We start from the raw sequence: 19612 nt of genomic DNA on the forward strand, positions 1-19612 counted from the left end.
CTGTTGAGTCTGCGACTGGTCTGCGTCTGCGTTCTGCTCCTGGTCGCTCTTCTTGGCGTCCTGCTTCTGGTTCTGCTTTTGGCGAGCGGACTCGGTCTGGACCTGGTCGTTGTCCTCACCCTCGACGTAGGCGGACTGCGCCTGTTCGGAGTCGGCCTCCTGGCTCTGGTCGACGTGGGCACCCTTCTGTCGCTGGGTCTGGTCCTTGTCGGCAGCCTGCTTCTGTCGCTGGGTGTGGTCTTCACCGGTCTGACCGGCGATCTGCTCCTGTGCGGAACCCTCGGTCTGCTGCTGGACGCCGCGGTGGCTCTTCTGGTACTGTCGCTGTTCGGAGTCGATCTCCTGGCTCTGGCTCTGCTTACCGTCCTTCGCGTAGAGCTGGCCGCCGGACTGACGTTGGGTCGCGTCCTGCGCCTGGCTCTGGAGGCTGCGCTTGGAGTGCTGCTTCTGGGTCGCCTCCTGGTGGACGTCCTGGTCCTGCGTCTGGTCGTTGTTGTAGCCGACCTGGTAGCCTTCGCTGAACTGCTCGACGTTCTGGAACTGCCCCTGGGCGCTCTTGTAGCTGTCCTGTTGGGAGGTAGCGCGCTGCCGGAGGTCCTGTTCGGAGGACTGGTCGTTGCGCTTGCCGTCCTGGCCCGCGAGGCGCTCCTGCATCGCGTCCTGGACCTGCTCTTGGGCGTTGTGGACGCCCGCCTGGGCGTTGATGCCGTACTGGAAGACGTCCTCCGCGACGTCCTGCCAGTTGCCCACGCCGTACTGGTCAGCCTTCCCGGTCTGCGAGGAGCTCTGTGTCTGCTCCTGGCTGCTGTGGCGGGTCTCGAACTGACCTTGGCCCTGACGCTGGTCGAGCCGTTGGTCGGTGTCTCTGTCGTTGTACTTCCCGTCCTGGTTCTCCGTGAGATGTTGGATGAACTCTTGGACTTGTGATTGGGAGTTGTCGAACGAGACGGACGTCGCGCCGGCGGCGCCGACGATGCCTCCGGAGACGACGATCATCGTGATCGCGACGACGAACAGCCGAGAGACGACGCGCATCCGTCGGCTTCCGGAGCTGCGTCCGGTCTCGCGTGGTTGTTTTTTGTCTGACATTGTTTGGGGACGTTTGACTTTCGCTTAACGTCACCACCCTATCTCGTGAGAGACGGTTTGGGTATGACCCCGTTGTTGGGTTTCTAGAACACGATTAACACCAGTTAGGACGGTTCTGGCTCCGGAGTACGCTCGCCGAACCGGCGTTGAACGATCCGTTATCCCCGGTCTCGCTTGCCGCCTGTCGCTCAGTTCGCCGACTCGGAGCGTCCGGTTTCCGTCTCGTTCCGCTCCGAGAACCGCCGTTCGAGGAGACGAGACTCTGCCTCCCGACGGCGAGATCCGCGTCCGGCCGTCGTCGAGGTCGGTCTCGCGCGGGACGACCGACTCCCGCGTGTCGGTCGCGGAGGACGACAGCCTCCGTCCTCCCCGGCGGCCGCGTGCGCCCCGAGGTAAACCCGTCGCCGTCGGTGCGGAGAGCGGCTGGGTCGACGGCCGGATCGACACCCCGACGTAGACGCCGTCGTCTCGCCGTCGGGGAGTGTCACACTCCGAGTCAAAACGAGGTCGCGGGCGACCCCTCGCCCACCCTCAGTTCGTCCTCTCGACGAGACGGCTATGCGGTCGCCTCGGCGGCGGCCGTCGAGACCGTCTCGGTCTCTTCCACGGTGTCGGTCTCTTCTACAGTCTCGCTCTCGTCGGATTCGTGGTCGTCGGATTCGTGGTCGTCGGATTCGTGGTCGTCCGACTCATGATCGTCCGACTCGTGGTCGTCGGATTCGTGGTCGTCCGACTCATGATCGTCCGACTCGTGGTCGTCGGATTCGTGGTCGTCGGATTCGTGGTCGTCCCCATCGTAGTCCGAGGTACTGTCGTCGCTCTCCTCGGACTCTGCGTCTTCCTCTAACGACGCGAGGAACTCATCGGCGGAGCCCTGGTTGATGACGATCTCCTCTTCGACGACGACGTCCCCGTTACTCTGCACTTCGACCTGCTGAGCGCCCTGTGCCTGCACTTGGCTGTCGACGCCGTCGGCCATGTACTGGTTGATGACGATGTGGAGGACGACGGTCACGTCGCCGTCGGACTGCACGAGCACCTGCTGTACGGCGAGCGCCTGCTGCTGGTTCTCGCCACCGATCTGTACCTGCGTCTGGCTCTGCTCTTGGCTCTGACTCTGGTTGTTGTCCTCCCCCGACTGGGTCTGTTCCTGCGACTGGTCGCTGCTCTGTGTCTGTGTCTGGTCAGATCCGTCGTCGCTCTGGTGTTGATACTGCGACTGGTCCGTCTCCTGACTCTGCTCTTGATCGTTGCCCTCGCCGGATTGGCTCTGGTCCTGCGTCTGTTCGTTCGACTGGTTCTGTTCCTGGTCGTTGTGCTCGCCCTCCTGGGTCTGTCCCTGCGTCTGATCTGCAGACTGCTCTTGGTCTTGGTCGTTGTCCTCACCAGACTGTTCCTGGTTCTGCTCCTGATCGTTCGCCTGCTCTTGGGCTTGATCGTTGTCCTCGCCGCTCTGGAGCTCTTCTTGCGTCTGATCGCTCAACTGCTCCTGGTCCTGTTCGTTGTCCTCGCCGGACTGCTCTTGCGTCTGTTCCTGATCGTTCGCCTGCTCCTGGCCCTGTTCGTTGTCTTCGCCGGTCTGACCCTCTGTCTGGTGCTGGTCGTTGTCTTGGATCTGCTCCTGATCGTTGTCTTCGCCGGACTGGGCCTGTTCTTGATCCAGCTCGCTGTCCTGGTGCTGTTCCTGGGCGTTGTCCGCTCCGGACTGCCCCTGTCCCTGCGCCTGGTCCAACTGCTGGTCCTGGTCTTGGTCGTTGTTCTCGCCAGTCTGTGCCTGCGACTGGTTAGTCGACTGTCCCTGTGTCTGGTCCTGTGTCGACCCAGCGGCCGAACGGTCGTCTCCGTCCGTTTCGGAGTCGTCCTCGTCGGAACGGTCCGTTTCAGAGTCGTCCTCGTCGGAACGGTCCGTTTCAGAGTCGTCCTCGTCGGAACGGTCCGTTTCGGAGTCGTCCTCGTCGGAACGGTCTGTTTCGGAGTCGTCCTCGTCGGAACGGTCTGTTTCGGAGTCGTCCCGTCCGGCGTCTGCGTCTCTATCCTCGCGGTCACGATCCTTCTTCGACTTCTCGATCTTCTGCTCCGAGTCCTCGGTCGACTTCGAATCTTCGACGACTGTCGTCACCGTGTCGTCATCGTCGTCGGCGTCGAGTACCGGGTCAGAGAGCGCGGCAGGCGCGCTCGCTTCTGGCTTCTGGTCGACGTCGGCTCCACAGCCGCCGATGCAGTCCGCGGCCGCGAGATCCTGGGGGGCACCGAGAATCCCTCCGCCGCCGAGGAGCACGGCGACCAACCCTCCCAGAACGATGACGGTCAAGATCGAGGGCAGAACGAGGCTCTGCGCGAACACGTTCGTCTCCGTCCCTCCGTCCGTGCGGAGCGACGACCTGCTGTTTCCACCGTTGTTTTTACGCATAATTCCTTCCGAGAGGACGTAACGAGATTCGACTCGTTAGTTAGACGCCAGTTGTCACGCTCGTCGTTCGTGGCACGGTCGACGTACGAGTCGCCGCCGTCGTGTCATGGGAGGCCATACTTTTCCCTTGCCTCCAAGACGGCTGTTCTCCTCCGAACCCGCCGAATTCGGCGCGCACGACGGGATTAAACGCGGATAAGCTACACTTACCGTTCGCTTCGAACGTCTGTCTGGAACGCCGAACGGTCGACGCGAGTCGGGCGACCGACTACTCGGAGCCGACGGCCGCCAACACCGTGTCGGCGACGCGACGACGGACGCGACCCTCGACGGCGCGCTCGCCGAACACGCTTCGCGTCGACGCGACCGCGGTCTCGTCGCACTCGAACGCGACGCCGGGATAGTCGACGCCGGTCAACACGAGCGGTGTCGGAGGCGCCGGTGGGACGCCTTCGGGCCCGTCGATCGGCTCCGAACCCAGCACTCGTTCGATCTTCTCGATCGGTGCGGACCCGCTCCCGACGGCCTGCACGAGCGAGACGAGCCGCCGGACGAGTTCGCGGGCGAACCCGCCCGACTCGACGCGGACGACGAGAAACTCGCCGTCCCGCGTCAGATCGCCGGTCAACTCGCGGACGGTTCCCGTGTCGTCGGGCGTCAGGTTGTGGAAGTCGTGCTCGCCGCAGAGCGCGTCGAGTGCGGTTCGGGCGCGGTCGTCGTCGACGTGGTCCCGACCGTCGAGCGAGTCGAACTCCGTCGTCGGGGCGTAGAGGTGGTAGCTGTACCGTCGCCGGACCGCGTGGTGGGTCGCGTGGAAGTCGGCGGGGACGTCCGCTGCGGCCCACGCGCGGACGTGACTCGGAAGCTCGCTGTTCAAGGCACGTGGCGTACACCACTCGGGGGGGTCGAAGGCGACCGTCTGGGCGACGGCGGAGACTCCCGCGTCGGTCCGGCCGGCCGCGGCGTACCCCGTCGGTTTGTCTGCCGTCTCGTCGAGGACACCGAGGCGACGGAGCGCGTCGAAGAGGCTGTCCTCGACGGTCGGAACCGAGGGCTGACGCTGAAACCCGTAGAAGGGACGACCGTCGTAGGCGACGCGAAAGGCGCGCATGGTCATGGATAGCCGTCGTCGGGCTTAACCGCGACGGAACGGGGGTGGCGTCGCGAGCGCAGCGGTGTTTCTCAGCGAGGGCGACCGCGCTCAGTCGGCGGACGGGATCGTCAGGACAGGGACGGCCGCACGGCGCACGAGACGGTCGGCGACGCTCCCGAGGAGGAACTGCTCCAGTCCGTGGCGACCGCGCGTCCCGACGACGACGAGGTCGACGTCGTGGTCGTCGACGAACGTCAGGATCGTCTCCGAGGCCGGTCCATGTTCGACGGCTGTCTCCACCGTCACCCCCGCCGCCGCTCCGGCGTCGGCGACGTGGTCGACCGCCGTCCGCGCCTCCTCATCGAACCCTTCGACGATGACGCTGGTGTCGGCGTCGAGTCCGTGGAAGTGACTCACGTCCGCGACCGAGAGCGCGTGCAGCGTCGCGTCGTACCGGGCGGCGAGTTCGACCGCGTGGGCGACTGCAGCCTCCGCTTCCGGACTCCCGTCGGTCGGTATCAAGATCCGCTCGTACTCTGTACCCATACCGTATCTACGTCGGAAAACAGGATAAAACGTCCACCCGATCGGCGTTCACTCGTCGAGACGGACCGTGAGGACGGGGACGGGAGCGGTTCGGACGACCCGTTCCGTTACGCTCCCCAGCAGGTAACGGTCGAGCCCCGTTCGACCGTGCGTCCCCATCACGACGAGGTCGATATCGTTGTCCGTCGCGTACTCGGTGATCGTCCGGGCCGGGGCGCCGCGGACAACCGTCGTCTCGACCGCGACACCGGCGTCCGCCGCGGTGGTTTCGACCGCCTCGACCGCGTCGCGGGAACTCTTCTCGACGGCTTCGAGTACGCTGCTCGGGTCGACGTCGACGGTGCTGAACCGCGTCGGGTCGACGACCGAGAGTACGTGGAGCGTCGCTCCGTACGTGGCGGCGAGGTCGACCGCGTGGTCGACCGCTCTCGTCGCAGTCTCGCTTCCGTCTGTCGGCACGAGGATCCTGTCGTACATGATACTTCGTCCGAACAGACGGTCGGCAAGCGGTTAAGCGTCGGTGTCGGTTCCCACGGGGCGGGAACCAAAACTCCTCACTCGGTGAAGTCGTCGTAGGTCGGAGCGTCGAGTGCGCCGGGGAACTCGTCGACCGGCGCGGTGGTCTGCTCGCCGGACGCCATATCTTTCACCGTCACCTCGCCGTTCGCGAGGTCCTGCTCGCCGACGATGACGACCGTCGAGGCGTTGATGCTGTCGGCGTAGCCCATCTGTGCGCCGAAGCTCCGACCGGCGACGTCGGTCTCGACGACGTTGCCGCGGTCCCGGAGGTCGCGGGCGACCCGGGCGGCGGTCCCGCGGGTGTCGCCGACCTGCAGGACGTAGTAGTCGGTCGTGAGCGACTCCTCGGGCCACGCCTCGGCGCGTTCGAGCAGGAGCTGGAGCGTCGCGTCGCCGAGGGCGACACCGACGGCCGGCGTCGGTTGGCCGCCGAAGTCCTCGATGAGGTCGTCGTATCGGCCGCCACCGAAGACGGCACGGGAGACCTCGCCGGTAGTGTCGAAACACTCGAAGACGACGCCGGTGTAGTAGTCCAGCCCGCGGGCCGTCGTCAGCGACAAGGTGCAGACGTCGCCCGCGCCGAAGTCGTCGGCAGCGGCGAGCACGTCCCGAAGGTTGTCGACAGCGGCGGCCAGCTCCTCGCCGCCGAAGTCGGCGATGGCGTCGAGGTCGCCCGCCGTGATGAGGTCGTCGAACTGCTGGGCCTCCGCGGCACTGAGTCCGGCGTCTTCGAGCAGCCCGAAGTACTCGACCTCTTCGACCTTCGCTCGCTTGTCGACCGCGCGGATGGCGTCGCGGGTGTCGACGTCGGCGTCGAAGGCGGAGAGCAGACCCGAGAGGATGTCGCGGTGGCTGACGCGGAACTCGAAGTCGTCGGCGGTGAGACCGAGTCCGAACAGCGTGTCGGCGGCGAACGCGAGGATCTCCGCGTCGGCCTCGGGTTCGCTCGAGCCGAAGATGTCGACGTTGGTCTGGTAGAACTCGCGGAACCGACCCTGCTGGACCTGCTCGTAGCGCCAGAACGGTCGAGTCGAGACCCACTTGACAGGCTTCGACAGCGCCTGCTGTCGGTCGACGAACATCCGGGCGACCGTCGGCGTCAGTTCGGGCGTGAGCGTCACTTCGCGGCCGCCCTTATCGGTGAAGGCGTACAGCTCGTCGACGATCTCCTCGCCCGACTTGTCGACGTACATCTGCGTGCGCTCCAGTCGCGGCGTCTCGATCTCGCGGAAGCCGTAGCGGGCCGCGGTCTCCTCCATCGCGTCGAACATCTGCCGACGCGACCCCATCTCCTTGGGGTAGAAGTCGCGGAAACCCTTAAGTCGGTCGTACATGGACGAGGCTTCGGCGACTGTGCGCTTCAAGCCTGCCCTTTCGTGGCGTCGGGCACGACGCGGCGTTTCGTCGCGACGAGGCGTCGCCGTCGCTCGGTACGGTGAGCCTACCTGAATCAAGCAGAGAGTCCTGTCGTTCACGCCGGGGAGGATGTCATAGCGCGATGAGGCCGACCCCGGCGACGGCGAGCAACGCCGCGACGAGTCGGATACCAAGGTTCTCCTCGCCGAGCAGGAGTCCGCCGAGCACGACCGCGACGACCGCCTGCGTGTTGATCACCGGCGAGGCGATGCTGGCCGGGACGAGTTGGAACGCCAGAGACGTGACGTACTCGGCGGTGGCGACGAGCACGCCGAGGCCGACGAACTTCGGGAGGTCGCCGCGGAGTTGGGAGACGGAGGGGAGCGTGCGGAACGCGACCGGCAGGAGGACGAGTACGATGCTGACCTCGAGCAGCGGCACCCAGAGCTGTGGCGGCAGCGACAGCTCCTGGAGGGCGACCCGTTTACCCACGTCGCCGACCCCCCAGCCCGCGGCGCTCAAGAGCGCTAACTGGGCGGGTCGCGAGTAGGCTGCCCGCTTGATCGGTTCGATCAGCTCTCCCGGTTCGTAGTTGGCGACGTAGACTGCGAGCGTCGCAGCGAGCACACCCGCCAACTGGAGCGGGCCGAGATGCGCACCCAGCAAGGCGATCTCGATCGGTAACACGAACACCGGTGCGAGTTTGTTGATCGGAGCGACGTAGGAGACCTCGCCCGCCTCCAACGCCTGCAGAAAGAGGATGAACGCGGCGCCGATCGCGAGCACCGTGAGGAGGATCGCGCCGAGTGCGACCGGCGTGAACGTCGCGAGCGACGGCAGTTCCGCGGGCGACGTCGTCGCGACCGCGAACGGCGTGAAGGCGAGTGCGGCGAAGGCGTTGATCAGAACCGGCAACGCGAACGCCGAGTAGCCGTCGAAGTACCGCTTCAGCGCGACGATCTGCAGGCCCCATAGGAGTGCGGCGACGAGCGAGTAGAGGATTCCCGGATCCACAGACGACGGTTGCTGTGCCAGGGTAAGAGCAGTTCGACTTCGTCGTTTCCTGCCGAGCGCGGACAGTGGTCGGGGTCGGCGTTCTACTGCCGAGCGCGGACAGTGGTCGGGGTCGGCGTTCTACTGCCGACCGTGGACGTACGTCTGTGTGTGGTCGGGGAACACCTTGCCGACGGCGTCGCGTCCGAACCGCTCTGCGACGAGCGTCCGGAGTTCGCCCTCGTAGTCCGCTCGGGGGATCTCCTCGCTCAGACCCGACTCGACGTCGAACGCCGTCTCGACCAGGCGGTCGACGGCGTGACGGCCGAACCCCGACAGCGGCGCGAGGTAGTCGACGCCGTGGCGGTCTTCGAGGCTCTGTGCCTGCGCCCGCGAGATGGTCGGGACACGGTCGTCGCGGCGAGTGCCGTCGGCGACGGCGTCGACGTCCCCCGCGGCGACGGTCTCCAGGGCGTGCTCGTGGACGGCCTGGATACCGTTTCGCGGGTAGCCGTCGTCGTACATCGTCTCGGCGGCCGAGACGGCGACCTCGTGGTCGAGCTCGACCGTCTCGAACGGGAAATCGAGCGTCTCTGCGGCCCGTGCGGCGTGCTGCCAGTCCTCCGTGACGTCGAAGTGGGCGGTGACGAGGCTGACGTCGTAGAAGGAATCGAGCAGGAGGGCGGCGAGCGAGGAGTCTTTCCCTCCGCTGTAGAGGAGCGCGAGCTCCATCACCGGCGACGGATGTCGAAGCTCTTCGAGTCGGGCTTGAGTTCCTTCAGTAGGCTCTTCATCTGCTCTTCGTCGATCTGGTCCTGGATGCGCCCGCTCTGTGCCAGCGCGACGATCTGCTGTTCGACCTGCTCGGCGAAGTCGGGTTTGGACATCTGGACGGCGTTGAGCCGCTGGCGTGCGCCGTCGGTGAGGTACTTCCGGAGCAGCGCGTCCTTCTGGGCCTCCGCCTGCTGGCGGGCGGCCTCCTCGGCCTCGCCGCCCCCCTGTTGCTGTTCGGCCTGCTCCTGCAGTTCCTGCATCTTCTTCTGTCGGAGCTCTTCGAGTCGTTCGTCGTCGGGGTTGCCACTCATAGGTGATAGTTTCCGCTTCTGCAGGAAAACGATTACGGACGGGGGTGGCGTGGCTCGTGGTGCTGGCTCGAAGAAAACGGTTGCGGACGTAAAACTCTACGCGTAGCGTTCGAGCTCGGGACGATCGAGTCGTTCGAACACGTCGTTGGCGGTGTCGTCGAGGAAGCTCCGACCCTCGTCGGTGATGCGACGGCCCTCACCCTGCGCCGTCTCGACGAGCCCCTCCTCTTCGAGCTGCTGGAGGATGACGCGGTTGATCTTCTTCGACCCCGTCGAAGTTTTCGCCTTGGCGACGCGGTAGCGGTTCGAGCCGCGCTTCTTCCCGCCGTACTCGACGGCGAGGCTCTCCATCCCGATGGGGCCCTTCGTGGCGACCTTACGCAGGAGGCTGCCGGCACGGACGAACCAGAAGTCGTCGTCCTGCGGTGGCAGCTCCTTGCCGGAGCCCGTCTTCGTGAAGTTCGCCCACTCCGGTGCTTCGATGCGGTCCTCGAGTCGGTCGGCGAGCTCCTCGATGAGCTCGTCCGCCGGAACGTCGTAGAGGGTTACCATGTCCTGCTTTTCATGGTATCGCTGTAAAAAGCCATCGTATTAGGCCCGTCCGCGGACGCTGAGAACGCCCATCACGGCCCCGCCGATGAGCGTCGGCACCCAGTAGACTGCCCCGCGATAGATGATGACCGCCGCCGTCGCAGTCGCGAACCCGATGGCCGGTCCGGTCGCCGCCGCCAACAGCGTCGCCAACACCCACTCGATGCCGCCAGCGCCACCGGGGAGCGGCGTCACACCCGCGATGGCGCCGATCGGGACGACGAACATCGCCAGGGAGAGCTTGACGGGGACGCCGATGGCCTGGAACGCCAGCCAGAGACCGATCATCTGGAAGAACCAACCGAGTGCTGAGAGCCCGAGCGCCAGCGCGAGCCCCCGCTGGTTCGTCGCCACGCGCTCGATGGCCTCGAAGAACCGACTCACGCGCGCCTCGATGCTCTCGGCGGTGGGGACCGACAGTCGGGGTAACAGCCCCGTCAGCCACTGGATGAACGGGGTAACTCGGTTTATCACCCGATGTTCGAGTTCGTAGCGCTTCTGCCAGCCGAGGTAGAACACCCCGGGGACGGCGACCGCGAGTGCCACGATGGCGACGACGGCCATCTCGATGCGCGAGTTGTTCCGGACGAGCGTCGTCTCGGTGACGAAGTAGCCCGCCCCGAACAGCGCGATGGTGATCGACGGGACGAAGTTGAGCGTGTCGACGCTGGCGATAGCCGCCAGTCCGGTCTCGTACTCGGCGTCCGCCGTCCGCGAGATGAGCAGCGCCGTCACCGGTTCGCCGCCGGCCTGTCCGAACGGGGTGATGTTGTTCGAGAACATCGCCCCCGAGAAGACGAGAAACGACTTCACCGGCGAGATGTCGACGCCGAGGACGTCGAGGACGGTCCGCAACGCGAGGCTCCACGCCATCAGCCACAGCAGCGTCACGCCGACGACGACGACGACGAGACGGGTGTCGGCCATCTCCAGTTGGGACACCAACCGGTCGGTTCCGGCGAAGTAGAAGAGTGCCGCGAAGACGAGAACAGTCACTGCGAACCCCAGTACGGTCGTCCGCAGTCGCTCACCTGCCATGTCCGGAGGGTCGGCGAGTGACTGCTTTAACCCACCGAAACCGCCTTCTAGTGACGGAACGCTTACCTGATAGAATGTTGATGGTACTCGTCTGTTATCGTCTCGGTGGGTTTACCACACCGGAGAGTCTGCCTCGTGCATGGACGAGCGTACGGCGCTACGAATGCTCGCTGCGGATCTCTCGGGCGCCGGCGACGACGCCGCCGTCGTCGACGGGACGGTCATCACGACCGACATGCTCCACGAGGCGACGGACTTCCCCGCCGGGACCACCCGATACACGGCTGGCTGGCGCGCCGTCGGCGCGTCGCTCTCCGACGTCGCTGCCATGGGGGCGACGGCGACGGCGGCGGTCGCGGTCTACGCCGCTCCCACGTTCGACGAGGCCGAACTCCGGTCGTTCGTCGACGGTGCTTGCGACGTCTGCACGGCCGTCGACGCCGAGTACGTCGGCGGCGACCTCGACGGCCACCAGGAGTTCACGGTCGCGACGACGGCCGTCGGCGAGACGGACGCCCCCGTCCGCCGGTCCGGTGCGACCCCCGGCGACGCCGTCTGCGTCACCGGAACGCTCGGCCGAACCGCCGCCGCGATCCGCCTCTTCGAGAACGGCGACGCGGAACGCGGCAACGACCTCTTTCGGTTCACACCGCGCGTCGCCACCGGCGAGACGCTCCGCGACCACGCCACGGCGATGATGGACTCCAGCGACGGCCTCGCCCGGTCGCTCCACCAACTCGCCGAGGCCAGCGACTGCGGGTTCGACCTCGACGTCGATCGCGTCCCGGTCGACTCCAGCGTCGACGAGGTCGCCCGCAACGACGCCGACCGCCGGGAGTGTGCACTCCACTTCGGCGAGGACTTCGAACTCGTGTTCACCGTCCCGGAGACCGCTCTCGAGACCGTCCGTACGGCAACCGACGTCGACGTCACGAGGGTCGGAACGGTGTCCGAGTCCGGTTCGGGCGTCGTCGCCGGCGGCGGCCCGCTGCCGGACCGCGGGTTCACGCACGCGAGCGACGCGTCGGAACCCTGAACCGACCCGGCGCTCCCTGCACTTCGACGCTCACCGAAGCTACTTGGCACTGTCACACCCGTTTCGAGCTATGGACCCTGCCAACGATCGTCGTCCCCGCCTCGCCTTCGTCGTCGCCGCGTCCGTCGCCGGCACCGTCGCCGTCGTCGGCTTTCCGACCGGTCTCGTCTTCGCGGTCGTCTTCGCCGTCGCGGTCGGCGTCGGCAGCTGGTCGATGGTGCGACGGTGGACGCTCTGGGGAGCGAGCGGCAACGTCTGGTCCGGTGCGCTGGTCGGCTTCGTTACCGCCGCGTCGATTCTGGCCGGCCAGAGCCTCCCGGTTCCGCTCGACGTTCGTCTCGCGGTCGGCTTTCTCGTCCTCGCCGTCGGCGTCGCCAGCGCGGCGCTCGCGATCGAGTTCGCGTACGAGGCTACCGACGACGGGTCCGCTGGGGAGATGCGGGACGCGTACGGCCCCGGCCGTGCCGACTCAGACTTAGACGGTCAGTAGCTGGATCGGCACGAGCATGAAGCACAGTAGACCGAGGAAGAAGGTGAACGCGCCGACTGCGAGGCGGCGGCGGTCCAGCCCCTCCTCGTCGATGGGGTTAGCAGGACCGTTGAACGCGATGAACGTCGAGAACAGCCCCCAGAACGCCCACAGCCCGACAGACTCGTTGATGCTGAGTCCGCGGCCGTAGTAGAGGTACGCCGAGAGGCCGAACAGTGCGAGCGGCACCATCGCCGCGACCGTCTCCTGACGCTCGCCGATCATCGCTCGGAGCATGTGGCCGCCGTCGAGTTGGCCGACGGGCAGCAGGTTGAGCACGGTGAAGAACATCCCGACCCAGCCGCCGATGATGACCGGGTGAACGGTGACGCCGGACTGTGAACTGACGGGCGGGTCGCCGATGACGTCCAAGATGGCTGACCCGAGCGGGTTCAGTGGGACGTCTGTGGGCGGCGAGGCGGCCGTCCCGTAGGCCACCGGCTGGTTGATGAGCGTCGCGATGATGTCGAGCAACGGCGGGTTGTTGAACACGATGACCTCGCCGCCGGCGGCGAGAACGTTGTCGGGGATCGGCATCGGATCGAGCGAGAGGCCGATCACCGTGACGACGATCGTCGCCGCGAGCCCCGCCAGCGGGCCGGCGACGCCGATGTCGAACAGCGCCTTCCGGTCGGGCATCTGTCCGCGCATGCGGATGATCGCCCCCATCGTCCCGAACGGGAGGATGAAGGGGATGACGTAGGGTAGCGAGACGTCGACGTCGTGGTAGCGGGCCATCGCGTAGTGACCGAGTTCGTGGACGAGCAGCACGCCGAGCACGGCGGCCGTAAAGGGCCACGCCTGCAACACCGCGAGCGGGTTCGCGGTGATCTCCGAGACGGGGACGTAGTACCAGGCGTTCGCACCCACGAACAGCGTCGAACAGACGGTCAGGAGGAGCAAGATCAGGTTCTTCCACGGAACGCCGTCGACGCTGTTGTCCAGAGGCCGGGCGACGAGTACGTCCTGTGGGCCGTTCGTCCGGGCGATCTGTACCTCGTAGCCTTCCTCGCGGAAGGCGGGCCAGACCTCCCGGAGGAGCATCCGTTCGGGGACGAGTGCGTCGCCGTAGTAGAGCAGCCGGTCGCCGTCGCGGCGAACCTCGTAGAGGTGAAACACGGCGGACAGCGCGTCCGTCGGTGGAGCGGTATCCGACGGGTCGACCGATTCCATTGTTCGAGCGGTACGTGTCGCGGCTGTATAAAGGCCGTGACGACGGAACGGCTACGACCGCGGTCGCTCGTCGTCAGCAGAACGAAGGGGGAGCTCGCCTCGGCGGCCGCGTGACCGCCGCGGCGACGTGATCGCGGAGGATACGTGGTCGAGGACGGGGACCGTCCGGGGACCGCGCGTCGGGGGAAGTCGCGTGCAGCGTGTGGGGAAATGTGTGGTCTTACGCGACGTCGGCCGCCTCGATGCGCCACGTGGTCGCGCTCGTGTACGACCACTTCTCGACGGACAGCTCGGTCGCGGAGTCGCGGAGCTTGACCATCAGCGCGCCGATCTCCTTCGGAGACAGACCGACCTCCTCGGCGATGAACTTGCTCTTGAAGTAGAGCTCTCCGTTCTGAGCCTTCTGCAGGAGGAACTGCTTCAGACGCTCTTCCTTGGACGGGGCTTCGGTGGAGGGGTGTACAGTTGCGCTCATTGCGTGTTTCCTCGATTCGACGTAAGCACAGTTGACACTATATAAACGGAGGAACGTTAGTGGGACTTCGCCTTCTTTCAGCCGAAAAATGTGGAAAGTATACCTTTCAGAACGCTTCTAGATCTCCTTAGAAAGTTTACAGACGGCTCTCTGACTTTCTTTTCTGACTGAGTATCTTGATATCCAGAACGGGTTTCCCGGCCGGTCTGGCCGGAGAATCAGCGATGATACCGCCAGAGCGAGCGCCCGATCGGGTTGGGCGACCCGCACGCACAGCAGTTCGGTCGAGTGCGTCTGACGTATGTCTTGCGGCCGGACGGTGACGACGGCAACTACTGGCGGTCGTGGACCCAGAACTCCTCGTCGACCGTCGTCTCCTTCTTGAAGATGGGGACTTCGTCTTTCAGTCGGTTGATGCCGTCCTCGACCGCGCGGAACGACTCGGTCCGGTGACCCGCGAGCACGACGACGAAGACGATGTCCTCGCCGTCCTCGATGACGCCGGTCCGGTGGTGCATGGCTACCTCCTCGACGCCGTCGCGGGCGGTCAGCTCCTCGGAGATGGTCGTCATGCGGTCTTCGGCGACGCCCTCGTACTTCTCGAAGGCGAGATGCGTCGTCCGGGAGTCGTCGCCACCGTCTTTCGCGCGTACCCGCCCGGTGAACGTCGCGATGGCACCGGCGCGTTCCGCGCGCGGCGACTGTTTCACCTGCTCGACGAGCGTCTCGAGGGTGATGTACGGTTCACCGTCGTCGGCGTGGCGGGCCAGCGCGTCGAGGTCGGCGTCGTCGACGGCATCGACTGTGTCGACGACGTCGCCGCGAACCTCGATCCCTTCGTCGCCGACGACGACGGTCGGCGCGCGCGCCTCGGGGACCCCCGAGAGGAGCGCGTAGTCGTACTCGACTGCGAGTGCGTCCAGCAGGTCGCCCAGCGAGCGGTGCTCGCCCGCACCGACCCACGCGCCGTCGTCGCCGAGTCCGAACGAGCCGTCGACGCCGTCGGCGTCCGTCCCGTCGGTCCGCTCGGGGAGGCGTTCGACCGTCGCCACACGTCCGTCGAGTCGCGGGGCCAGGCGCTCCGCGAGGCGGTCGGCCGCCGGCCCGACGATGGAGAGTGTCTGCATGTGTCGAAGGCGGCGACGGAGGGGCTTTAGTGTTGCCTCGCCTCGAGTCGGTCAGCCTGTCAGCCAACCATACGACTTCCTCGACTTGATAACTCTTAAGCCCGAATCCCGGCAACTCCGGTGCAATGAGAGTCGTGATTTCTATCGGTGGCAGTGTGCTCGCGCCGGAGCTCGATCCCGGCCGCGTCGAGGGCCACGCGGCCGTCGTCGAGTCGCTCGCTCGCGAAGGCTGTGAACTCGGCGTCGTCGTCGGCGGCGGCGGAGTCGCCCGCGAGTACATCGGGGCCGCCCGCGAACTCGGTGCCAACGAGGTCCAACTCGACCAGATCGGCATCGACGTCACACGCATCAACGCGCGGTTACTCATCGCCGCCCTCGGCTCGGGCGTCGACCCGAAGGTCGCAGAGAACTACGAGGCCGCAGGTGACGCCATCCGTCGCGGCGACGTCAGCGTGATGGGCGGCGTGATGCCCGGGCAGACGACCGACGCGGTCGCCGCCGCGCTCGCCGAGTACGTCAACGCCGATCTGCTCGTCTACGCGACGGGGGCCAACGGCGTCTACGACGCCGACCCGAACACCAACCCCGAGGCCGTGAAGTTCGACGAGATGACGCCGACCGAACTGGTCGACATCGTGGTGCCGATGAGCCGCGACGCGGGGTCGTCGGCGCCGGTCGACCTGCTGGCGACGAAGCTCATCGAACGCGCGGGGATGCGGACTATCGTCCTCGACGGCAACGACCCGAGTCGCGTCGAGGCCGCGGTGCTCCGCGGTGACCACGGCGGCACCGACGTCATCCCCGAGGGGAGCGGTGCCGAACCGAGCTACTGGGCCCAGCGATGAGCGCGGACGACACGCCTCAGCCCAGAGACACGAACCGTGCGCAGACGACCGGTGCCGACACGACCGACCCCAGCGAGGGCGGCGACGACCACCGCGTCTTCTGGGCTGACGAGATGGCCGACCGGATCGAGGCGCGCGACCCCGAGGAACCGGTCGTCGTCAAGGGCGGCGTCTCTCCCTCCGGCATCCCGCATCTCGGCCACTTCAACGAGATCCTCCGCGGCTTCTTCGTCGCGGAGGTGCTGCGCGACCGCGGCTACGAGGTTCGACAGGTGTTCACGAGCGACGACAAGGACGCGCTCCGAAAGGTGCCGCGACAGCTCGCCGACGCTGACTGGAACATCGTCGGACTCGGCGACGTCGACGCCGGTGCGCTCGGGCGGAACCTCGGGAAACCCTACACCGACATCCCGGACCCCTTCGGCGACCACGACTCCTACGGCGACCACTTCGCCGACCTGCTGCACCAGAGCGCGGAGCTGCTCGACGTCCCCGTCGAGATGCTGTCGAACACCGCCCTCTACGCCGACGGGACGTTCGACGAGGTCGTCCGGTACGTCCTCGAACACCGCGAGGAGGCCCGCGAGATCCTCGCGAACTACCAGGACAAGATCGACGAGGACTACGTCCCGTTCCAGGCGCAGTGTTCGGAGTGCGGCGTCCTGACGACGAACATCACGGGCGTCGACCTCGAGGCGGAGACGGTCGACTACGTCTGTGAGGGGCTGGAGGCCGGCGGTCAGCAGATCGACGGCTGCGGCCACGACGGGACGGCGACGTTCCGCGAGGGGAAACTGCCGTGGCGCTTCGAGTGGCCCGGCCAGTGGCAGGTGCTCGGCGTCGACTTCGAACCGTTCGGCAAGGACCACGCCGAGGGGTCGTGGCCCTCGGGGAAGGACATCGCCGAGAACTTCCTCCACATCCGTGCGCCCGTCCCGATGACCTACGAGTGGTTCACGCTCAACGGGGAGGCGCTCTCCTCGTCGTCGGGCAACGTCGTCACCGTCCACGAGGTGCTGGAACTCCTGGAGCCGGAGGTGCTGCGCTACTTCTTCGTTCGCAACCCGAAGAAGGCCAAGGACTTCGACATCTCGCGGCTGGACCAGTTGGTCGACGAGTTCGACCGCTTCGAGGCCATCCACTTCGGCGAGGTCGACGACGAGAGCCTGAAGCCGCTGGCCGACCGCGCGTACCCCTTCACCGTCGACGACGTTCGCGAGGATCGCGTCCGACTCCCCTACACGTTCGCGGCCGTGCTGGGGATGACCGACGACGAGGACCTCCGCGAGCAGATGGCGCGCAACGAGGGGCACATCACCGACGACACCCCCGAGTGGGCCATCGAGGAGGCGATGAAGCGCGTCGAGAAGGCCCGCAACTGGGCCGAACGCCTCGACAACGAGTACAACTACCGCCTGCAGGTCGACCTTCCCCGAACTGACTTCGACGACGAGGTCGCGGCCGCGCTCGACGAACTCGCCGACTTCGTCGCCGCGGGTCACTCCGGCGAGGAGATCCAAGGCGAGATCTACGAGACGGCGAAGCGGAACGACGTCGCCACCGGCGACTTCTTCCAGGCCGGCTACCGACTGTTCTTCGACGCGACGCAGGGGCCGCGACTCGGCACGTTCCTCGGCGAACTCGACTCCGAGTTCGTCGTGAAACGGCTGCGCCGCGAGGAGTAGACGACCTCCGACCGTTCTCGCGCCCTCTTGTCGCTTCTCAGTTCTCCTCGATGGCGTCGATGACGACCGTACCGATGACGGCGAGTCGGGGGTCCAGCTCACCGTCGCCGCTCAGGTCGATCGTGTACCGGTCGCGGACGGGCGTGAACTGCTCGGAGATCGTCCCGAGTCGTTCGCCGTTCGGCCCCTCGACGTCGTAGGAGAAGGGGATGAGCGTCGTGACGTTCCGGCGGAGCACTGCCCGGAGCCAGCTGTCCTCCTTGACCGTCGCGACGACGGTCCCGTCGGGGTCGACGAGGGCGTACTCGTGTTTGAAGAAGGACTTGACGCTGCGTTTGACCGACCCGATGCGGTCGCCCGTCCGGCTGTCGACGATGTCGTAGCTGGCGGCGACGTCGATGACGCTGTCGGCCTTCACGCGGAAGCGTTCCTCGCCGGTCTCGGGGTCGTCGAACCGGAAGTCCTCCTTCAGCCGGAACTTCTTCTGTGCGGACTCGAGGATCGGATCGTCGGTTCCCTCCTCGTACACGTTGTACTTGTCGCCGATGCGGAGTTTCTGACGGATCTCGTATCGGTTGGCGTCGAACACACGCTGTCGTTCCCGGTAGTTGGACATAGCTGCTTTGGGCACACGGCGTAGTTTTATACTGGATTGCGAGGCGAATACCCCGACCCACCGTGGTCGGGGATGAAGCCGACAACGCGTGAGACAAACGATTAAGTTGAAAAATCTCGAAGTGACAGACAACGATGGAATACAGTCACCGCTACCGCGCTTACCCAAACAGCGAGGTAGTAGTGGCTGGCGAACATCAACTCAACGTTCATCGCCAACTCTACAACCACGTCCGCTGGGACTACACGAACAGCCCAGAAGACGACAAACCCAGCGAGTACGCCCAGAACAACAAACTCCCCGAGTGGAAACGAAAGTGGCCGTTGTTCGCGGAGACATACTCGAAAGCCGCACAAGCCACAGTCGCTCGCTTCCACCGCAACCTCTCGAATCTCCGCAAAAAGAAAGAGAAAGGGCACAAAGTCGGTCAAATCAAACGGCAAGCACCCAACGACTATCGAAGCGTGACGTACAACCAGTCTGGCTTCAACCTCAATGAAAAGAGGGGCCGCAGTGGGTTCGCGTACGTCCGCTTCAGCAAGGTCGGCTGGATGAAAATCCGTTACTCTCGACCAGTTCCCGACTACGCCACTATCAAAGAAGCCACGTTCAAGAAAGAACGAACTGGCGAGTGGTATGTCTCGTTCAGCCTCGAAACCGACGACGAACGCATTCCCGAGAAGCCCCACGTGAACACGCTCAACGCGAGCAACAGTGTTGGGATCGACCTTGGCATCCGTAACTACATTCACACCTCGGACGGCAAGACCGTTGATTGGCTCAACCTCGAAGATGACTACGAGCGTCTGCGCCGTGAGCAACGGCACCTTTCACGGAAAGAAAACGGGTCGAACAACTACGAGAAACAACGTCGAAAAGTAGCCAAAGTCAAGCGCCGGATTCGTCGCAAGGTGCTGGACTACCAGCATAAACTCACGACATGGCTCGTCAAAGAGTACGATGCTGTGTTCGTGGAAGATCTGAACGTTCAGAGTATGCTTCAGGGCGATGGAAATGCTCAGAACAAGCAGGACGCCGCGTGGCGACAGTTCATCACCTTGCTTGAATATAAGGGCGACTTGTACGGGACGCACGTCCTGCAGGTTGAAGCGCGAGGAACGACCAAAGAGTGTGCATCATGTGGTGTGGAGACGGCAAAGCCCATCTGGGTTCGTGAGCATTCGTGCCCTGCGTGTGGGTTTAAGACGGATCGAGACGCGAACGCGGCGATGAATGTTCTGCAACGCGGCTGTTCTGAATTAGGGCTGGGATGGCCCGAAGATACGCCTGTGGAGAGTGTGACCGTCCCCAGAAACGCATCGCGTTTCTGGCGTGCGAACGAGAGCTTCGCTCTCGTCAACGCTACGGACGCCGCTGATTTCCAGCGCGTGTCTGCAAGTCACGTC

At 65.5% G+C, this 19612-nt stretch carries 20 protein-coding genes and 1 pseudogene; 6 read left to right on the plus strand and 15 right to left on the minus strand.

The annotated features are described in order from the left end of the window. Window positions 1–1089: pseudogene (locus BSG17_RS25025) on the minus strand (hypothetical protein); the annotation flags it as partial. Window positions 1090–1423: 334 nt separating this feature from the next. Between BSG17_RS25025 and BSG17_RS28420 the strand changes: the two are divergent. Then, window positions 1424–1546: a hypothetical protein gene (locus tag BSG17_RS28420; protein WP_280141220.1), complete on the plus strand. Its 123-nt coding sequence runs from the start codon at window positions 1424–1426 to the stop codon at window positions 1544–1546. 99 nt (window positions 1547–1645) lie between these two features. On the opposite strand, the gene BSG17_RS25030 is transcribed toward BSG17_RS28420, so the two are convergent. From BSG17_RS25030 to BSG17_RS25075, 10 genes are all read right to left on the minus strand, one after another. Beyond that, window positions 1646–3499, minus strand: a complete 1854-nt coding sequence (locus BSG17_RS25030) for a midas domain-containing protein (protein WP_089828080.1) — start codon at window positions 3497–3499, stop codon at window positions 1646–1648. 268 nt (window positions 3500–3767) lie between these two features. Further along, entirely contained in the window at window positions 3768–4610 is an 843-nt protein-coding gene (gene truA / locus BSG17_RS25035; RefSeq protein ID WP_089828097.1) for a tRNA pseudouridine(38-40) synthase TruA, read from the minus strand. Window positions 4611–4700: 90 nt separating this feature from the next. After that, window positions 4701–5138 carry a universal stress protein gene (locus BSG17_RS25040; protein ID WP_089828081.1) on the minus strand — a complete coding sequence of 146 codons (438 nt, stop codon included), beginning with the start codon at window positions 5136–5138 and terminating at the stop codon, window positions 4701–4703. Between the two features lie 48 nt (window positions 5139–5186). Continuing rightward, window positions 5187–5615 carry a universal stress protein gene (locus tag BSG17_RS25045; protein WP_089828082.1) on the minus strand — a complete coding sequence of 143 codons (429 nt, stop codon included), beginning with the start codon at window positions 5613–5615 and terminating at the stop codon, window positions 5187–5189. A 77-nt stretch (window positions 5616–5692) separates the two neighbouring features. Then, entirely contained in the window at window positions 5693–6991 is a 1299-nt protein-coding gene (gene hisS / locus BSG17_RS25050; RefSeq protein ID WP_089828083.1) for a histidine--tRNA ligase, read from the minus strand. Between the two features lie 154 nt (window positions 6992–7145). Next, window positions 7146–8027, minus strand: a complete 882-nt coding sequence (locus tag BSG17_RS25055; protein ID WP_089828084.1) for a DMT family transporter — start codon at window positions 8025–8027, stop codon at window positions 7146–7148. 120 nt (window positions 8028–8147) lie between these two features. Further along, complete coding sequence (locus tag BSG17_RS25060) at window positions 8148–8738, minus strand: DUF7411 family protein (protein WP_089828085.1); 591 nt, start codon at window positions 8736–8738, stop codon at window positions 8148–8150. After that, a complete protein-coding gene (locus tag BSG17_RS25065) occupies window positions 8738–9091 on the minus strand; it encodes a DNA-binding protein (RefSeq protein ID WP_089828086.1) in 354 nt (117 codons plus the stop codon). Before BSG17_RS25065 ends, BSG17_RS25060 begins: the two co-directional genes overlap by 1 nt. 96 nt (window positions 9092–9187) lie before the next feature. Beyond that, a complete protein-coding gene (locus tag BSG17_RS25070) occupies window positions 9188–9643 on the minus strand; it encodes a 30S ribosomal protein S19e (RefSeq protein ID WP_089828087.1) in 456 nt (151 codons plus the stop codon). 39 nt (window positions 9644–9682) lie between these two features. Then, the gene (locus BSG17_RS25075; protein ID WP_089828088.1) at window positions 9683–10720 is read right to left on the minus strand and encodes a lysylphosphatidylglycerol synthase transmembrane domain-containing protein; all 1038 of its coding nucleotides are present in this window, start codon (window positions 10718–10720) and stop codon (window positions 9683–9685) included. Window positions 10721–10859: 139 nt separating this feature from the next. On the opposite strand from BSG17_RS25075, the gene thiL reads away from it, so the two are divergent. Together thiL and BSG17_RS25085 are read left to right on the plus strand one after the other, a co-directional pair. Then, a complete protein-coding gene (gene thiL / locus BSG17_RS25080) occupies window positions 10860–11756 on the plus strand; it encodes a thiamine-phosphate kinase (protein WP_089828089.1) in 897 nt (298 codons plus the stop codon). 70 nt (window positions 11757–11826) lie between these two features. Then, window positions 11827–12246, plus strand: coding sequence for a hypothetical protein (locus BSG17_RS25085; RefSeq protein ID WP_089828090.1), 420 nt, complete (start codon window positions 11827–11829; stop codon window positions 12244–12246). Here BSG17_RS25085 and BSG17_RS25090 read toward each other — a convergent pair. The 3 genes from BSG17_RS25090 to BSG17_RS25100 all read right to left on the minus strand — a co-directional run bounded on the left by BSG17_RS25090 (window position 12232) and on the right by BSG17_RS25100 (window position 15060). Then, window positions 12232–13458, minus strand: a complete 1227-nt coding sequence (locus BSG17_RS25090) for a site-2 protease family protein (RefSeq protein ID WP_089828091.1) — start codon at window positions 13456–13458, stop codon at window positions 12232–12234. The two genes, BSG17_RS25085 and BSG17_RS25090, sit on opposite strands and share 15 nt — an antisense overlap. Window positions 13459–13678: 220 nt before the next feature. Further along, the gene (locus BSG17_RS25095) at window positions 13679–13933 is read right to left on the minus strand and encodes a DUF7123 family protein (protein WP_089828092.1); all 255 of its coding nucleotides are present in this window, start codon (window positions 13931–13933) and stop codon (window positions 13679–13681) included. A gap of 332 nt (window positions 13934–14265) precedes the next feature. Continuing rightward, window positions 14266–15060: a molybdopterin synthase gene (locus tag BSG17_RS25100; protein ID WP_089828093.1), complete on the minus strand. Its 795-nt coding sequence runs from the start codon at window positions 15058–15060 to the stop codon at window positions 14266–14268. Between the two features lie 125 nt (window positions 15061–15185). On the opposite strand from BSG17_RS25100, the gene pyrH reads away from it, so the two are divergent. Next, on the plus strand, window positions 15186–15905 hold the full coding sequence (pyrH, locus tag BSG17_RS25105) for a UMP kinase (protein WP_089828094.1): 720 nt from the start codon (window positions 15186–15188) through the stop codon (window positions 15903–15905). Next, window positions 15902–17590: a lysine--tRNA ligase gene (gene lysS / locus BSG17_RS25110; RefSeq protein WP_089828095.1), complete on the plus strand. Its 1689-nt coding sequence runs from the start codon at window positions 15902–15904 to the stop codon at window positions 17588–17590. The genes pyrH and lysS overlap by 4 nt, the downstream gene beginning before the upstream one ends. 37 nt (window positions 17591–17627) lie before the next feature. Here lysS and BSG17_RS25115 read toward each other — a convergent pair whose 3' ends face one another. Next, complete coding sequence (locus tag BSG17_RS25115; protein ID WP_089828098.1) at window positions 17628–18179, minus strand: LURP-one-related family protein; 552 nt, start codon at window positions 18177–18179, stop codon at window positions 17628–17630. Window positions 18180–18340: 161 nt separating this feature from the next. Here BSG17_RS25115 and BSG17_RS25120 point away from each other — a divergent pair. Further along, window positions 18341–19612, plus strand: a 1272-nt coding sequence (locus BSG17_RS25120) for an RNA-guided endonuclease InsQ/TnpB family protein (protein WP_089828096.1), incomplete at its 3' end; no start/stop codon positions are given.

The sequence above is a fragment of the Halogranum amylolyticum genome (genome assembly GCF_900110465.1).
In the GTDB taxonomy this organism is placed as follows: domain Archaea; phylum Halobacteriota; class Halobacteria; order Halobacteriales; family Haloferacaceae; genus Halogranum; species Halogranum amylolyticum.

What these genes read in the sequence shown, in the direction of transcription:
- BSG17_RS25030 (WP_089828080.1), bottom strand. Translation starts at nt 3,499, where the DNA reads ATGCGTAAAAACAACGGTGGAAACAGCAGGTCGTCGCTCCGCACGGAC.
- truA (WP_089828097.1), bottom strand. Translation starts at nt 4,610, where the DNA reads ATGCGCGCCTTTCGCGTCGCCTACGACGGTCGTCCCTTCTACGGGTTT.
- BSG17_RS25040 (WP_089828081.1), bottom strand. Translation starts at nt 5,138, where the DNA reads ATGGGTACAGAGTACGAGCGGATCTTGATACCGACCGACGGGAGTCCG.
- BSG17_RS25045 (WP_089828082.1), bottom strand. Translation starts at nt 5,615, where the DNA reads ATGTACGACAGGATCCTCGTGCCGACAGACGGAAGCGAGACTGCGACG.
- hisS (WP_089828083.1), bottom strand. Translation starts at nt 6,991, where the DNA reads ATGTACGACCGACTTAAGGGTTTCCGCGACTTCTACCCCAAGGAGATG.
- BSG17_RS25060 (WP_089828085.1), bottom strand. Translation starts at nt 8,738, where the DNA reads ATGGAGCTCGCGCTCCTCTACAGCGGAGGGAAAGACTCCTCGCTCGCC.
- BSG17_RS25065 (WP_089828086.1), bottom strand. Translation starts at nt 9,091, where the DNA reads ATGAGTGGCAACCCCGACGACGAACGACTCGAAGAGCTCCGACAGAAG.
- BSG17_RS25070 (WP_089828087.1), bottom strand. Translation starts at nt 9,643, where the DNA reads ATGGTAACCCTCTACGACGTTCCGGCGGACGAGCTCATCGAGGAGCTC.
- BSG17_RS25075 (WP_089828088.1), bottom strand. Translation starts at nt 10,720, where the DNA reads ATGGCAGGTGAGCGACTGCGGACGACCGTACTGGGGTTCGCAGTGACT.
- thiL (WP_089828089.1), top strand. Translation starts at nt 10,860, where the DNA reads ATGGACGAGCGTACGGCGCTACGAATGCTCGCTGCGGATCTCTCGGGC.
- BSG17_RS25085 (WP_089828090.1), top strand. Translation starts at nt 11,827, where the DNA reads ATGGACCCTGCCAACGATCGTCGTCCCCGCCTCGCCTTCGTCGTCGCC.
- BSG17_RS25090 (WP_089828091.1), bottom strand. Translation starts at nt 13,458, where the DNA reads ATGGAATCGGTCGACCCGTCGGATACCGCTCCACCGACGGACGCGCTG.
- BSG17_RS25095 (WP_089828092.1), bottom strand. Translation starts at nt 13,933, where the DNA reads ATGAGCGCAACTGTACACCCCTCCACCGAAGCCCCGTCCAAGGAAGAG.
- BSG17_RS25100 (WP_089828093.1), bottom strand. Translation starts at nt 15,060, where the DNA reads ATGCAGACACTCTCCATCGTCGGGCCGGCGGCCGACCGCCTCGCGGAG.
- pyrH (WP_089828094.1), top strand. Translation starts at nt 15,186, where the DNA reads ATGAGAGTCGTGATTTCTATCGGTGGCAGTGTGCTCGCGCCGGAGCTC.
- lysS (WP_089828095.1), top strand. Translation starts at nt 15,902, where the DNA reads ATGAGCGCGGACGACACGCCTCAGCCCAGAGACACGAACCGTGCGCAG.